Source organism: Kitasatospora sp. GAS1066B (genome assembly GCF_041262605.1).
Lineage (GTDB): Bacteria > Actinomycetota > Actinomycetes > Streptomycetales > Streptomycetaceae > Kitasatospora.
Genome location: NZ_JBGCCO010000055.1, coordinates 17544 through 31051, shown reverse-complemented (window position 1 = coordinate 31051; position 13508 = coordinate 17544). Strand labels below are relative to the sequence as shown.

Sequence of the window (13508 nt, the reverse complement as noted above, 5' to 3'; positions counted from 1 at the left end):
GCCGATGCCCGCGTCCCCCGGCGCACCCCCGCCCCAGCAGGTCATGCGATCCCTGGGCGCCGCGCTGCCGCAGTCGCCCGCCTTCGCGCCCCAGCGGCCCCCCCCCCCCCCCCCCCCCCCCCCCCCCCCCCCCCCCCCCCGGGCCGCCCCCCCCCCCCCCCCCCCCCGGCCGCCCTGACGATCCACTGCGCACGGAGCGGAGTCGTCCGGTCACTCGGTGACGAGAATCGTGCCGCCCTGCCGACGCGGGGGTATCTCGTACGGAGACCCCCCGGGCAAGCCATAAGATGCGTCGGAGACACTAGCTCGCCAGAGGACAATCCCGGTCCGGGTTCTGGGGGGCGACGTTCGCACCGTACAGTCATCCGATGGTGTTGCGCCTCTGTCGGTGCCGTCATGTCCCGAGTCAGATATCGCCGCGCGCAAGGTATGAGGGCTGCTACAGGATGACAGAGATTTTCAAGCGGCTGGGTGCTGGCCTCGTGCGCACCCCCAGGCGCCTCTGGGGAGTCGCCTTCATCGTGTTCTTCGCCCTGGCAGGCGCCTGGTCGATGGCCACCCCGATGATCGCCTCGCCGGACGAGCCCGCGCACATCGTGCGGGCGGCGGCGGTGGTCCGGGGCCAGTTCAACGGTCCCGAGGTCTTCCAGTGGCAGAAGGTCCACAACGTCGAGACGGCCAACTCGGAGACCGGGGCCCAGCTGCCGCAGTGGTACGCCGGGCTGCGCGACCTGAACCAGTGCTACGAACAGCTTCCCTGGAGGTCGGCGGCCTGCGCGCCGCCGGTCGGCAACTCGGAGAAGACCGTCCAGGTCAGCACCGCGGCCGGACGCTACAACCCGATGTACTACCTGGCCGTGGGCTGGCCGAGCCTCTTCTCCTCCGGCGACAGCACGATCTACCTGATGCGGCTGGCCTCCGCCGCCTTCAACGCCGCGCTGCTGGCGAGCGCCGTGGTCACGGCCGCAGAATGGCGCCGAAGGTCGCTCGTCATGCTCGGGCTGGTCACGGCAGCCGTGCCGATGACGCTCTTCCTCAGCGGTGTGGTCAACCCGAACGGCGTCGAGGCCACGTCCAGCGTGCTGGTGTGGGTCGGCATGCTCTCCCTGCTGATGAGCCCCGACCGGGCGCTGCTCAAGCGGCGACTCCTGCGGGTCGCCGTCGCGGGCGCGATCCTGGTCAACGTCAGACCGTTGGGCATGGGCTGGCTCGGCGTGGCGCTGGTCACCTCGGCGCTGGTCGCCGAGCGCGGGGCGATCAGGCAGCTGCTGCGCGAGCGGGCAGCCTGGCTCACGGGCGGAGCGCTGGTGGTGGCGTCGGCGCTCGGCATGGTCTGGGCACAGACCCACCCGGACCACAGCTACCTGAGTGTCGTCCAGCACTACGGGCCGATGGCCGCCGCCAAGGTGGTGATCGACAGCACCCCCGGCTACACCGACCAGATGATCAACGACTTCGGCTGGCTGGACGCCTCCGGGCCGGCGGTCACCCTCTGGTTCTGGATCGCCATCGCGGTCCTGCTCTCGCTCCTCGCGCTCTGCTTCGGCAAGCTGCGCGAGTCGGTGGGCCTGCTGGGGATCTACGCCGGCATCATCATGATCCCGGTGGCCGCGCAGGTCATGGAGATCAACTCGGTCGGACTGATCTGGCAGGGCCGGTACACCCTGGCCGTCGCGGCCGGGCTCCCGATCCTGGCCGCGATGACGTGCGCGAAGCGGGCACCGGAGAGCAGCCTTCCGTGGCGCCGGCTGGCCATCATCTGCGGCACGGTGCTGACCGGCATCAACCTGCTCGCCTTCTTCTGGGTGCTGCGGCGCTACGTGGTGGGAAGCGGCCGGAGCCTGCTGACTCACTCGGCCGCCTGGAACCCGCCGGGCACCTGGATGCTCTGGTTCGTGCTGTATGCGCTGGCGCTGGGCGCAGAGCTGGTCATACTGATGGTGCCCGAGCGCAAGGTCGGGGACGGCGCCCACGCCGAGAGCGAGGCGGAGCCCGGCGGCCGCACCCACGCGCGGCGGTTCCTGGTACGCAACTAGCACCGAGTCGGCGCACTCCGAGCAGCCCCCGCTCTCCTGAGAGCGGGGGCTGCGGCGTGCTCGCCGCCTTGCCCGGATCCTGGCGCGGAGGAGTTCGGGGGCTCCTCGGACATGCCCCGCTGAAGTGCCGCCACCGCTGCGGCGGGCGGCGCGACCCCGGCGATACGTCGATGACGGAGGATCAGCTCGGCACTCACCTCACCTACCTCTCGCGCGAGGAGCACCATGGACACGAGCCGGTTCATCCGCCGAATAGCCGCCGGGGCGGCGACGATCCTGACGGCTGGTCTGCTGTCCTTCACCGGCCTGTCGGCCGCATCCGCCGCCGCGCCCACCGGAGCGGGCGTGGCCGCGCTCGCGGCGGCCAATGTGGGCAAGAGCGCCGGCACCTGCGCCAACACGCCGACCACCAACACCCTTGGTGGCGCCCAGTTCGAGACCAGCTGCAGCGGCGGCGGCTCGGGCGGGCCCGAGTACTGGTGCGCGGACTTCGCGCAGTGGGTCTGGGCGAACAGCGGGTACTCGACCGTCGGCCTGAACGCCGGGGCCGCGAGCTTCCAGCAGTACGGCCAGCAGAACGGCAGCCAGCACACCGACACCGCCTACCGCCCGCAGCTGGGCGACGCGATCGAGTACGCCAGCACCAAGGACTCCGCGATCCACCACGTGGGCCTGGTGACCGCGCTCAACGCCGACGGTTCCGTCACCACCGCCAACGGTGACTGGAACGGTGACCCGAGCACCACCACCATGGCGGCCTGGGCGGTCAGTTCCCAGGTGGTCTCGATCACCATCCCCGCGAGTGCGCTGGCCGTGGGCAGCGAGCCCAGCAGCGTGGACCCGGCCGACGGCTACTACATCGCCGGCTACACCACACCGGTGGTCGCGAGCAGCAACCCGTACACGCCCACCGCCGCCTGCGGCACCGGTTTCAGCGTCATCGACGCGCACAGCCTGGGCGGGGCGAAGGTCTACCTGCTCTACAACGGCTCGACGCAGCAGAACTGCGTGACCACGATGGTGAACACCCCGACCGGTCCGGTGTCGCTCAACGCCACGCTCAGTGTCCAGGGCGGGGCGAGCGCGAGCGATCCGGGCACCTACACCTACTACGCCGGGCCCGTGAAGCTGGCCGCCCCGGCCGCCTGCGTCATGTGGGGCGGCAGCTACCAGGGCACCACCTGGACCAGCGGGTGGAGCCACTGCGGATAGACCCTGCCTGGCCGAACGTGCCACGGAAACCCGTCGAGCTCCGGCCCGGCCGCGCCTGCGGCCGGGCCGGGCCCGTTCCACGGCAGGCACGACAAGCGAATTGACGGATGGTCACGGACCCGTCGAAGCGGCACGCGGGATTCGCGGGTGCGGACCGAAAGCACCACATCACCAGACCAAGTCGGACATCGGAGCTGCACATTGACTGGAATTGATTGATCGGCGTGACCGCCGGCGCCCGAACAACTGGAGCACCACTACAACGTTAAGTGGATCAGCGCCGCCGCGGTCCGGCGGGCGGCGACTGATGACGGCCATTGGTGTCAAGGGGGTACACGAGTGGAGTTCGCCATCCTCGGACCGATACAGGTTCTGGACGACGAAGGCGTTCGCGCGGTTCCAGCGGCGAAGCAGCGCATCCTGCTGGCGACGCTGTTGACGCGCAGGGGGCAGGTGGTTCCGAGCGGTCTGCTGGCGGAGATGGTCTGGGACGGGCAGCCACCACGCAGCGCGGCCATCACCCTGCGCAACTACGTGATGCGGCTGCGGAGCGCGCTCGGTGCGGCCGGTGGTCGCATCGAGACGCTGGCCGGCGGCTACCGGATCAACATCGAGGCCGAGGAGTTCGACGCCCAACGGTTCGTGCTGCTGCGCGACCGAGGTGTCGCGATGCTGCGGGAGGGTGCGTTCGGGCGCGCGCTCGAACTGCTCGACCAGGCGCTGCGGTTGTGGCGCGGTCCCGCGCTGGTGGACGTCCCGTCCGACCGGCTCCAGCTCGAGCAGGTGGACCGGCTCACCGAGGGCCGGCTGGACGCCCTGGAGGCGAGGTTGGAGGCCGAGCTGAGGCTGGGCCGCAGTTCGGCGGTGATCGCCGAGCTGCGGCTGCTCACCGCCGAGCACCCCGGGCGGGAGCGGTTCTGGGCGCAGCTGATGACCGCGCTGTACGGCAGCGGACGGCAGTGCGAGGCGCTCGCCGTCTACCGGGAGGTTCGCGCCATCCTGGCCGAGGACATCGGGGTCGAGCCCGGCAGCGAGCTGCGTGAGGTGCACCAGCGGATCCTGCGCGCCGACGCCGGGTTGGCGGAGCAGTGCGGCCGATCCAGACAGGTCGCAGGGCTCCAGACCGGGCTCCTGGCCGGTGACGAGGAGGCAGTCGCGCCGCCACTGTCGATCGACGGGCTGAAGGTGACGCCGTTTCAGGTACCGCCGCAGGAACCGGGGTTCGTCGGCCGGATCGCCGAGACCGCCGAGCTGGTGGCGGAACTGTCCCAGGAGACCAGGGACTCGCCCTGCGTGGTGGTCGTCTCGGGCCAGCCAGGCGTCGGCAAGAGCGCGTTGGTCGGGCGCGTCGCCCGCCTCGCCCGCTCCGCCGCGCCGGCCGGCACGCTCTTCGCCGACCTGCGCGGCACCGACCGCGACCCCGCCTCGCCGCGCTCGGTGCTCCGCGCTTTCCTGCTCACCCTCGGCGTGCCCGCCGAGGCGATCCCGGCGGAGACGGCGGAGCGCACCGCGCTGTACCGCTCGGTACTGGTGGGCCGGCGGGTGCTGGTGGTGCTGGACAACGCGCGGGACGGCGCGCAGGTGCGCCCGCTGCTGCCGGCCGATCCGGCGAACGCGACGCTGATCACCAGCCGCAGCCGGCTCGCCGACCTGATCGGGGCCCGGCAGGTGGAGCTGGAACCGCTGACCGGTGACGAGGCGCAGTCGCTGCTGAGCCGGATCGTGGGCCCGGAGCGACTGGCCGTCGACCCGGCGGCTGCCCGGACGCTGGCGGCGGCCTGCGGACGGCTGCCGCTCGCACTGCGGATCTGCGCGGCACGGCTGTCCGCCCGGCCCCTGTGGACCGTTCGCTACCTGGCCGATCGGCTGACCGACAGTTGTCGCCTCTTCGACGAACTCCGCCTGGGCAGCCTGGACGTACGCGCCGCCCTGACCCTCAGCCACGACGCCCTGGACCCTGCCGCCGCACGGGCCTTCCGCCTGCTCGCCCAGCCGGACGTCCCCGCCTTCTGGACCGCCACGGCCGCCGAACTGCTGGACCAGTCCGAGCGGGAGGCGGAGCGGATCCTGGAAACCCTGCTGGACGCCCACCTGATCTCCGCGCTCGCCCCGGACCGCTACGGCTACTCGGACCTCCTGCGCGCCTTCGCCCGCGAGCAGTGCCTGCGCTGGGACTCCGCGCAGGAGCGGTCCCGGGTGCTGGCGCGGGCGGAGCCGCGACGAACCGGCGAGCGGCGCCAGAGCACGTCGGCGGTGCTGCTCGAGGTGGTCGACGGTCGCGCGTACGCCTTCCGCTCGCGGTCCCACCTGCCGCACCGGGAGACGGCGCTCGGCTGACGGGCGGAGGTGACGGGCCGATAGCCCAGCTGTCTGAGGTGGGCATTAGAGTCCGCTTATGATTCGTACTGATCGTCTGTCAGCTGTCGCTCTCGCCGGTCTCTTTGCCTTCCTCGTCACCGGTTGCGGACCCACGACCAACCCCGCCCCGGCGAACGCGGCCCAGCCGGCGCCCGCCACCACTGCCGCCGGTACAGTGGCGAAGCCGTCCGACCTGCCTGGTGCCAACATCGGCGGCAGTGGCACCATCACCCTGTCCGGGGGCGCCAGCGGCTCCTACCACTTCACCACGGTGGCCTGTCTGGGCGAGAAGTCCCCGTCCGGAAAGCTGACCATGTCCGCCGCGGTCGGCAGCCCTGGCAGCGGGACTGCCGCCATCATCGACTTCGACGGGACCGGGAAGTTCACGCTGACGATGACCGTCGCCGGTGCCACCCCCTCGATCTGGCAGGGCCAGTCCGCAGTCGGCGCAGCGGCCAACCGCACCGTTGACACCGTCAAGCTCACCGACCTGCCGATCACCCAGATGACCGGCGGCACGGCCAAGGCCAGCGGCACCCTGACCTGTTCGGGGACGCAGGCGATGAGCTGATCCCTGTCGGACCTCAGGCGGTGTCGAGGTCTCCGGCGGCGGTGCTGCGGGTGAAGGCCTGCCAGGCGTCGGCGGTGAAGACGAGGGCGGGGCCGTGGGGGTCCTTGGAGTCGCGGACGGGGACGGCGCCGGGGACGTTGGGGGCGACCTCAATGCAATTGCCGCCGTTGCCGCTGTGGGAGGACTTGAGCCAGGTGGCGCCGGAGAAGTCAGGGGTCATCGGGAGGTCCTTTCGCAGCCTGCGGAGCAGCGCCTCCGCCGTGAGGTGATCGTACGCGCGGCGTCCGGGTTGTGACGGACTGTTGGTGAAATGGGACGGCCCCGGCGCTCCTTGACGGAGCGTCGGGGCCCAACCTTGAACTGGGGAGTGTTCAGACGGCGCCGAAGTCTCCGGCGGAGGTGCTGCGGGTGAAGGCCTGCCAGGCGTCGGTGGTGAAGACGAGGGCGGGGCCGTGGGGGTCCTTGGAGTCACGGACGGGGACGATACCGGGGAAGTCAGGGGCTACCTCGACGCACTCGCCGCCGTTGCCGCTGTACCGCGACTTGACCCATCTGGCGTCGGTCAGGTCGATGTTCATTGAAGTTCCTTCCGGACGGCGCGGATCTTGGCCTGGGAAGCCCCTGTGGACAGCGACTCCACCTGGAGTTGATCGTAGTCTCTCTCCCAAACTGAAACGATGTCACGACTGCGCTCTAGGTAGCCTCGCAACTGCGATTCGGAGTAGCCAACGACCGTGCGATCGGTCAGGGTCAGCAGGGTGACCGGCAGGAGGAACGGGCGGTACTCAGCGAGGCTGAGCGGGGCGACCTGGACTGTGATCTGTGGGCGGTGAGCCAACTCAACGATGTGATCCAGTTGTTCGATCATCACGGAGCGCCCCCCGATCGGACGCAGAAGGCAGCTCTCATCCATGACCGCGTGGATGATCGGCTGTGACTTCTGTTCGAGTACCCGCCGCTGCCTGGCTGCCAGAAAGGCGCTTCGCTCCTCCGCCTGGGCCTGGGTGATGCTGCCACGCTGTACGGCCGCCGCTTCGAGTGCCGCAGCATATGCCGGCGTCTGAAAGATGCCAGGGATGACAGAAAGTTGGAACGTCCGAAGCCGCCTGCACCGCTTCTCACAGTCCGCGAACTCCTCGAACCCCTCCAGCAGTGCGGCGCGCGTGCACCTGCGCCACAGCTCGTAGAAGGCCTCGCCGGTCTCGAACACCTCGTCGGCTTTCACAGCGAATTTCCTTGTTGGAGGACGCTTCACTCCTTCGATGTACGAGACCAGCGTGTTCGAGTAGCCCATCCGCTTGCCGGTCTGCACCTGGGACCAGCCCTTCGCCCTTCGTGCCCTGCGCAGTTCCGCCGCGAAGCGGGCAAACGGCGATGACGATCCGTCAATCTCCGGCTCTTCCAGCATCATCTGCACCTTCCACTCGCGGATTTGGTCAACGTTCAACCCCTAGCGAGCGTAGCTCCGGATGCCGAATCTTGTAACTAGTCCGCTACGGAGAGGAATGGCCATGAGTGCCCGCAGAGAACCCCCGCCGACCCTCTACACCCCCCAACTCGGCGAGCTGGTCCGCGACGAGAAACACGGTCTGACCGGCCACTACATGGGCCCGGGCTACGGCAAGCGCCCCACCGTCTACCTCCGCCCGGTCGGCGGCGGCTGCGAGTGGGAGACCCCGGCCAGCGAGATTCAACCGCTGACCGGCGCGCCGGAGTTGCGCGCTGTTCGCGCCCCCGGCCGAGCGGGCGAGGCCACCGGGTGAAGCCCCCCGTCGCCCTGCCGCCCCGGCATCAGTGGCGGTTCGGGTGGTGCGCCTGCTGCGACCGTCAGACCCTGGTCGCACCGGGCCCGCAGATCACCACCGACAGTGGCCCGATCAGCCTCCCCTACTGCGTGGACGGTTTCGAACGAGCCGGCCGCTACGTCCACCGCGCACGGCTGCGCGGCTCGTACCGAGAACAGAGGAACCAGGAACCATGAGCACCGCCAACCCCGGCCCCACCCCCACCGACAGCTCCTTCGACCGCACCACCGCACTGGCCGAGCTGCGCGCCCTCGGCCGGCAGCTCAACCGCCAGGCGGCCGACCGGACCGACGCCTCCACGGCCGAGCTGGACGCGACGCTCGAAGCGATGCGCGCCCTCCACGCCCGGATCATGGCCGACCTGGCCGACCTGGCGGGCCCCGCGACTCCTCCTCCCGCGGGCGGACGTACGTCCGCCCGCGCCCCCGAGCCGCCGCGGTCCGCATGAACGCCCAGCACGCGACCGCACCCCTGGGCGTTCTGCTTGTACCGACGAACGCCGAGATCTCCCGCTGACGGACGATCACCCGATGACGATCAAGCCTATGACCGGCCCGAGCACCTCTGCCTGACGCCACACCAGCCCCTGTGGCCTCCGGAGTTCAGGATCTGCCCGTCACGCGCGGCGTATCCCGAACAGCCGCAGGCCGAGAGCGGCGGACGGCGGTCTGCCCAGAGCGTCATCGGCCGCGGACCGTGGTGATCAACTGCTCGACCTGGCTCAGGTGGCGGGCCGCGCCGATGTTGTCCGCCAGTCGTCGGGCATGCCGTAGATGGTCGATGGCCTCGTCGCGTTCGCCACGGGCGAGGTGGGCCCTGGCGAGGTCGCAGCGTAGGCCGGCGGTCGCGCGTATGAAGGTCGCATCGTTCTCGGCGAGCGCGTCGTACAGTTCGTCGAGAGCGGCGGCCTCGCCGAGGTGCACGAGTGCCCGGCCGCGCCAGCGGGCCAGCACGTTGTCATTGAAGTAGATGCTCGGCATGTCAGGATCCCTGCAGTCTTCTCCCGGCGGGAGCAGCGCGGCGGCTCGGTCCAGAGCGCGCAGGCAGGCGTCCCGCCGGCCAGCGTATGCGAGCGTCTTGGCCGCTGCGGCGTGGAGCCAGGCCAGCTGCCGGGGAGACGCCTTTCTCCCCACGGTGTGGTGCGCTGCCTGGACGAGCTGGACGGCGAGGTCGGGTCGTGCCGACAGCACGTTGGCCTGTCGCGCCATCACGTCTGCCACGTATCGCGGGTGCTTCGATTCGAGGGCAGCGCGTCGCGCCAGTTCGCACAGCCTCCACGCGTCCTCGGCGGCGCCGAGATCCAGTGCCTGCGAGGCTGCGAGCGTGGCCGCACAGGCGAGAGCCTGCGCCACCGATTCCCGGGTGCCGGGCAGCATGGAGAAGCTCAGCGAGCGGTCCAGGGCAGCCACATGAGCCCGCGTCTGTGCCATCGAGGCGGCGGGTCCCATCCGGCGGTCGAGCGTGCGTAGGAGCTCGGTCTGGGCCAGGAAGGTGTCGACGGTGTCGGGAGTCAGGGTTGTGCCCCACGCGAGATTCCTGGCCAGTTCCCTGTCTTCGGCTGTACGGAACCGCGCGCTCCGTGTGTCGGTGATGTCAGCTGGCCAGGTCCGCGTGGCGTCATGACGAGGCGCGCTGCCAGGGGCTGAAGGAGTGGTGATCGCTGTTCGGGCCGCGGCGACCAGGAGTCGACGGCCGGCGGAGTCCAGGTCGAGGCCGGTGGCGATGTGGGCCACCGTCGTCATGCGCGGGTGCCGTTTCCCCGACTCCAGCATGCTGATCGCGTGTCTGGACACCCCCGACCGGTCGGCCAGCCCTTCCTGCGTCAAGCCGGCCCTCAGCCGGTACTCACGCAGGACCGTTCCGAACCGTGCTGCCACCTGGCCCCCCGACCACGCATCTGCGCACACCGTTGACCGGGGTGTGACCCCGTCAACTTGTCCATCGGAGCCGACTCTACGGATCGATACCGGCGAACGCCACAGCAGTGCAACACGAACGCCATGGAGCCCACCGCCACACCCGGCCAGGATGGTTCACACGTCGAGCAGGCGGTGGCAGTACCAGACGGCCCTTCAGAATCGGCAACACCAGGGTCGGTTCGCGGACACGGACCGCGATGACATCGCCGCCACGCCCGGACCTGTCCTGGACCACGCTTGCGGAGCTCCGCACCACCACGGTGCAGGAGCGCCCGCCAGGTGGGCGCGTTCACACCGGACAGGCGCCGCAGCCGCTCGGCCGTCACCGTCAACCAGCTGAATGGAGTCTTTCGTGCCCATCAACAAGACACTGCAACGCGTCGCCGCCGTCTCGCTCGTGGCCGTCGCCGCGGTGGCCGGCGCCACCGTCTCCGCGAGTGCTGCGGAGGGGAACTGGAACGTTACGGCATCATCCACGTGTGTCGCCACGGAGCAAGTTCAGTTGATCAACGGGCACGACTACATGCAGGTCGACCCCAACAGCAACGGCGGGGGCTGCCAGTTCGGCATCTGGGACTGGAACAACTCCCGCTGGGTGTACGGCCCGACCACCTACGGCGGCCTCTCCGGCTGGTACTACGACGGCCCCGGCTACAACATGTCCGTCTGCGCCCAGGACGGCGGCGCGTGGGTGTGCGGCCCGGCCAACTGACCCGGCGCACACCGGCGCAGCTGTAAGGCGAGGAGGGCCCTCACCGTCATCGACAACCGTCGGTGACGGTGAGGGCCCTCGTGGGGCGTTCCCTTTCCAACGGCACCACGCGCCCGTGCGAGCGCACAGCGGCGCTCCAGACGTTCCGGGCCGCGCCTACTACGGGGAAGGCGGACGCCTCCGCTACCGCCGGCTCCTGCCCCCGATCGTTCCTGCCGGCCCACGGGCTAGCCTCCAGCGATCCTCTTGCGCTCTACTGCCAGGTCGCGGTGTCGGGGTCGATGCCGTGGGCGCGCGCGTTGGCGTCGACGATGCGACGGAACCAGGTGGCAAGGCCGGCGCGGATGCCGTCGTAGTGGGCGGCGAATCCGGGATCGGCCTCGTACTTGCGGCCGAGACAGACCTGCATCTGCCGGGTGAGGGGAAAGTACGAAGCGAAGACCTCGCGGTGGCGCTCGACGAGTTGATTCGCCTGCGGGCTGCCAGGTGTGACGCCGGCGTCCATCGCGTCCCCGAGGGCGCGGTCGAAGTCGGCCATGGCGTCGGTGATGGCCTGCCATTCGTCCGGACCGCGAGAGGCCGAGCCTTCGGCGTACTGCAGCCACTGCGTCGTGTCTCCGTAGCGCTGACGGGCTTGGGCGGGCCAGTCCGGGTTCCACTGGGGGCCGAAGACCGCGGCCTGCTGCTCGACGGTCAGCAGCAGGCCGCGCTCGTGGGCGTCGATCATCCGATCCAGTCCGGCGCTGAGCTGCTGGAGGCGGTCGATCCGCTCAGCGACCTGGGTGCGCTGCGCGCGCAGTGCGCCGGGCACGTCCGCGGTCGCGTCGTCCAGGACGGCCCGAATCCTGTCCAGGCCGAGACCGAGCTCGCGGTAGACGACGATGCGGTGCAGGCGTTCCAGGTCACCGGCGGTGTAGAGCCGGTATCCGGCAGCCGTGCGCAGTGACGGTCGCGCCAGATCGATCTCATCCCAGTGGTGCAGCGCGCGGACTGTCACGCCCAGACGCGTCGAGACCTGACCGACGGTCAGGCCATCGGCGTCAGTGGCATCAGGCATGTTCCGCATTATCGCCGCGACTGTCGCCGCGACCGAGATCCGGCGGGGTGATCCCGACGGCAGCGAGGTTCCGCGCCGCCTGACTGGCCGGATCGAAGGGCTTCGCCGCGGTGAAGACGATCCGTGCGTTCTCGGGGGTGGTCACCGCCACGTCGCGGGTGTTCCAGGGAGTATCGCGTGGACCGTCGACCGAGTCCGGGCGCACCGCACGACAGGCCTCGACCACGGAATCGACCTGGCCGAGCACGCACGCGAAGCTGAAGCTCATCGCCGGCGGCTGCTCGGGAACGCTCGGCGCCGAGACGAGGAGTACGTCCTGGAACGCCCACCGGCGCAGATGCACGAGCGCGCCCGGGATGCTGAACAGCTCGAAGAACCCGAGCCCACGAGTCCAGAAGTCCACCGACGCCGCGAAATCGCTCGTGGGGATCGTCACGAACGCGGGCATTCCGTAGATGCCGTGGAACGGCTCCGGCGGGACCGCATCCGGGCCGGGGGCGGGCACGGGACTCATCTCGAACGCGTCGTAGTAGTCGCTCATGCGCCCACCCTCAGGCCTCACGCAACGTGAGGGTCAAGCCCGGCGCGCTGACTGGCACTGGCAGGGGCAGGCAGCCGCCGCCGCTGCTGTCCATACTCGAACCCAGGAAGAGCAAGCCGCAGTTGGGGCGGTTCCTGTGGACGCTTTCCGAACACCTCTGAATTCCGCAAACCTACGAATGGAGACACCATGCCCACGCTCTACACCACCGAAGCACTCTCGACCGGCGACGGCCGCAACGGCGAGGTCCGCACCGCCGACGGGGTCCTCGACGAACTCCTCGCGGTCCCGAAGGAGATGGGCGGCCCCGGCGGCGACAAGACCAACCCCGAGCAGCTCTTCGCCGCCGGCTACGCCGCCTGCTTCCACAACGGGATGCGGCTGATAGCGGGTCAGCAGAAGCTCGAGCTGGGCGAGTCGACCGTCAAGTCCACGGTGAGCCTGATCACCCTGGACAACGGGGGCTTCTCGCTGGAGGTGGCGCTGTCGGCGCACCTGCCCGGCCTGGACCAGGCCGCGGCCGACCAGCTCGTGGAGACCACGCACCAGGTGTGCCCGTACTCCAACGCCACCCGCGGGAACATCTCGGTCACCCTGGTGGCGACGGTCTGAGCCTGGGTCGCGCCAGGAGGCAGACTGGGCGGGTGGATCCTCGATGGATGTTCCCGGACCTGGACGAGGCCGGAGTGGCCACGGTGGGCGAGGTGTTGGCGGAGGCGGACACCCGACTGCGCGGGCTCGCACGGCGGTTGGGGGTGCGGGGTGGTCTGCGGACCAACCCGGCCCCGATCACGGGGATGCCGTACGCCGGTGAGCTGTACGGGTACTTCCGGCTCGCCGACGCCCGGTTCGGCGCGATGGTCTGCGTCGACCGAAGGTGTGGCAACGACCTGCGGTTCGGGCCGCCGTGGCTGGTCGGCGCGGAGATCGAGGTGCCGTGCCGGTACGGCGAGGAGTGCACGGGGCACCAGGTCGCCGCGTTCTCGGACGGATACGTCGAGTACCGCGAGCCGGTCGCGGCGGTGCGGGGGCTGGCCGAGGCGAGCGCATGGCTGGTCGAGAGCGCGGTGGCCCGATCGCCCGCCGGGTGGCGGGTGCGGAACACTGAGCAGTGCGGCGAGTAGGGGGAGGCGCAGGTGGGTGAGGCGTCCGGGGAGTGGACGTTGCTGCGTGGCGGGCAGTTGGTCGGCTCGGTAGAAGTCGACCAGCCCGACTTCGCGTGGTCACCATCCCGGTTGGACACCTGATCCACAGTGCGGCACCGGAGGCGTTCGCGGAGGTGGTGTCGGCGTTCCTG

The 13508-nt window shown here is 70.2% G+C and carries 15 protein-coding genes; 9 read left to right on the top strand and 6 right to left on the bottom strand.

Annotated features, from left to right (window positions below; genetic code table 11):
- Positions 1–482 precede the first annotated feature (482 nt).
- The 4 genes from ABH937_RS36295 to ABH937_RS36280 all read left to right on the top strand — a co-directional run bounded on the left by ABH937_RS36295 (position 483) and on the right by ABH937_RS36280 (position 6177).
- The gene (locus tag ABH937_RS36295) at positions 483–2036 is read left to right on the top strand and encodes a DUF2142 domain-containing protein (protein ID WP_280692537.1); all 1554 of its coding nucleotides are present in this window, start codon (positions 483–485) and stop codon (positions 2034–2036) included.
- Between the two features lie 225 nt (positions 2037–2261).
- Positions 2262–3248, top strand: coding sequence for a CHAP domain-containing protein (locus ABH937_RS36290; protein WP_370220691.1), 987 nt, complete (start codon positions 2262–2264; stop codon positions 3246–3248).
- Between the two features lie 339 nt (positions 3249–3587).
- On the top strand, positions 3588–5585 hold the full coding sequence (locus tag ABH937_RS36285) for a BTAD domain-containing putative transcriptional regulator (protein ID WP_280692541.1): 1998 nt from the start codon (positions 3588–3590) through the stop codon (positions 5583–5585).
- 196 nt (positions 5586–5781) lie between these two features.
- Positions 5782–6177, top strand: coding sequence for a hypothetical protein (locus tag ABH937_RS36280; RefSeq protein WP_370220690.1), 396 nt, complete (start codon positions 5782–5784; stop codon positions 6175–6177).
- Positions 6178–6190: 13 nt separating this feature from the next.
- Here ABH937_RS36280 and ABH937_RS36275 read toward each other — a convergent pair whose 3' ends face one another.
- The 3 genes from ABH937_RS36275 to ABH937_RS36265 form a co-directional block, all read right to left on the bottom strand.
- Positions 6191–6397: a DUF397 domain-containing protein gene (locus ABH937_RS36275; RefSeq protein WP_370220689.1), complete on the bottom strand. Its 207-nt coding sequence runs from the start codon at positions 6395–6397 to the stop codon at positions 6191–6193.
- A 151-nt stretch (positions 6398–6548) separates the two neighbouring features.
- Positions 6549–6755, bottom strand: a complete 207-nt coding sequence (locus ABH937_RS36270; protein WP_370220688.1) for a DUF397 domain-containing protein — start codon at positions 6753–6755, stop codon at positions 6549–6551.
- Entirely contained in the window at positions 6752–7624 is an 873-nt protein-coding gene (locus tag ABH937_RS36265; RefSeq protein ID WP_370220687.1) for a helix-turn-helix transcriptional regulator, read from the bottom strand. The genes ABH937_RS36270 and ABH937_RS36265 overlap by 4 nt, the downstream gene beginning before the upstream one ends.
- Before the next feature lie 64 nt (positions 7625–7688).
- On the opposite strand from ABH937_RS36265, the gene ABH937_RS36260 reads away from it, so the two are divergent.
- Together ABH937_RS36260 and ABH937_RS36255 are read left to right on the top strand one after the other, a co-directional pair.
- Positions 7689–7940 carry a hypothetical protein gene (locus tag ABH937_RS36260; protein ID WP_370220686.1) on the top strand — a complete coding sequence of 84 codons (252 nt, stop codon included), beginning with the start codon at positions 7689–7691 and terminating at the stop codon, positions 7938–7940.
- Positions 7941–8154: 214 nt separating this feature from the next.
- On the top strand, positions 8155–8430 hold the full coding sequence (locus ABH937_RS36255) for a hypothetical protein (protein ID WP_370220685.1): 276 nt from the start codon (positions 8155–8157) through the stop codon (positions 8428–8430).
- A 232-nt stretch (positions 8431–8662) separates the two neighbouring features.
- Here the strand turns inward: ABH937_RS36255 and ABH937_RS36250 are convergent, their stop codons facing one another.
- Positions 8663–9859: a helix-turn-helix domain-containing protein gene (locus tag ABH937_RS36250; RefSeq protein ID WP_370220684.1), complete on the bottom strand. Its 1197-nt coding sequence runs from the start codon at positions 9857–9859 to the stop codon at positions 8663–8665.
- A 394-nt stretch (positions 9860–10253) separates the two neighbouring features.
- Between ABH937_RS36250 and ABH937_RS36245 the strand changes: the two genes are divergently transcribed.
- Positions 10254–10613, top strand: a complete 360-nt coding sequence (locus ABH937_RS36245; RefSeq protein WP_280692556.1) for a hypothetical protein — start codon at positions 10254–10256, stop codon at positions 10611–10613.
- Between the two features lie 253 nt (positions 10614–10866).
- Here ABH937_RS36245 and ABH937_RS36240 read toward each other — a convergent pair whose 3' ends face one another.
- Together ABH937_RS36240 and ABH937_RS36235 are read right to left on the bottom strand one after the other, a co-directional pair.
- Positions 10867–11670, bottom strand: a complete 804-nt coding sequence (locus tag ABH937_RS36240; RefSeq protein WP_280692558.1) for a MerR family transcriptional regulator — start codon at positions 11668–11670, stop codon at positions 10867–10869.
- Positions 11663–12211 carry a VOC family protein gene (locus tag ABH937_RS36235; protein WP_370220683.1) on the bottom strand — a complete coding sequence of 183 codons (549 nt, stop codon included), beginning with the start codon at positions 12209–12211 and terminating at the stop codon, positions 11663–11665. The genes ABH937_RS36240 and ABH937_RS36235 overlap by 8 nt, the downstream gene beginning before the upstream one ends.
- A gap of 189 nt (positions 12212–12400) precedes the next feature.
- On the opposite strand from ABH937_RS36235, the gene ABH937_RS36230 reads away from it, so the two are divergent.
- A complete protein-coding gene (locus ABH937_RS36230) occupies positions 12401–12823 on the top strand; it encodes an organic hydroperoxide resistance protein (protein ID WP_370220682.1) in 423 nt (140 codons plus the stop codon).
- A 47-nt stretch (positions 12824–12870) separates the two neighbouring features.
- Positions 12871–13335, top strand: coding sequence for a hypothetical protein (locus ABH937_RS36225; RefSeq protein ID WP_370220681.1), 465 nt, complete (start codon positions 12871–12873; stop codon positions 13333–13335).
- Positions 13336–13508 lie beyond the last annotated feature (173 nt).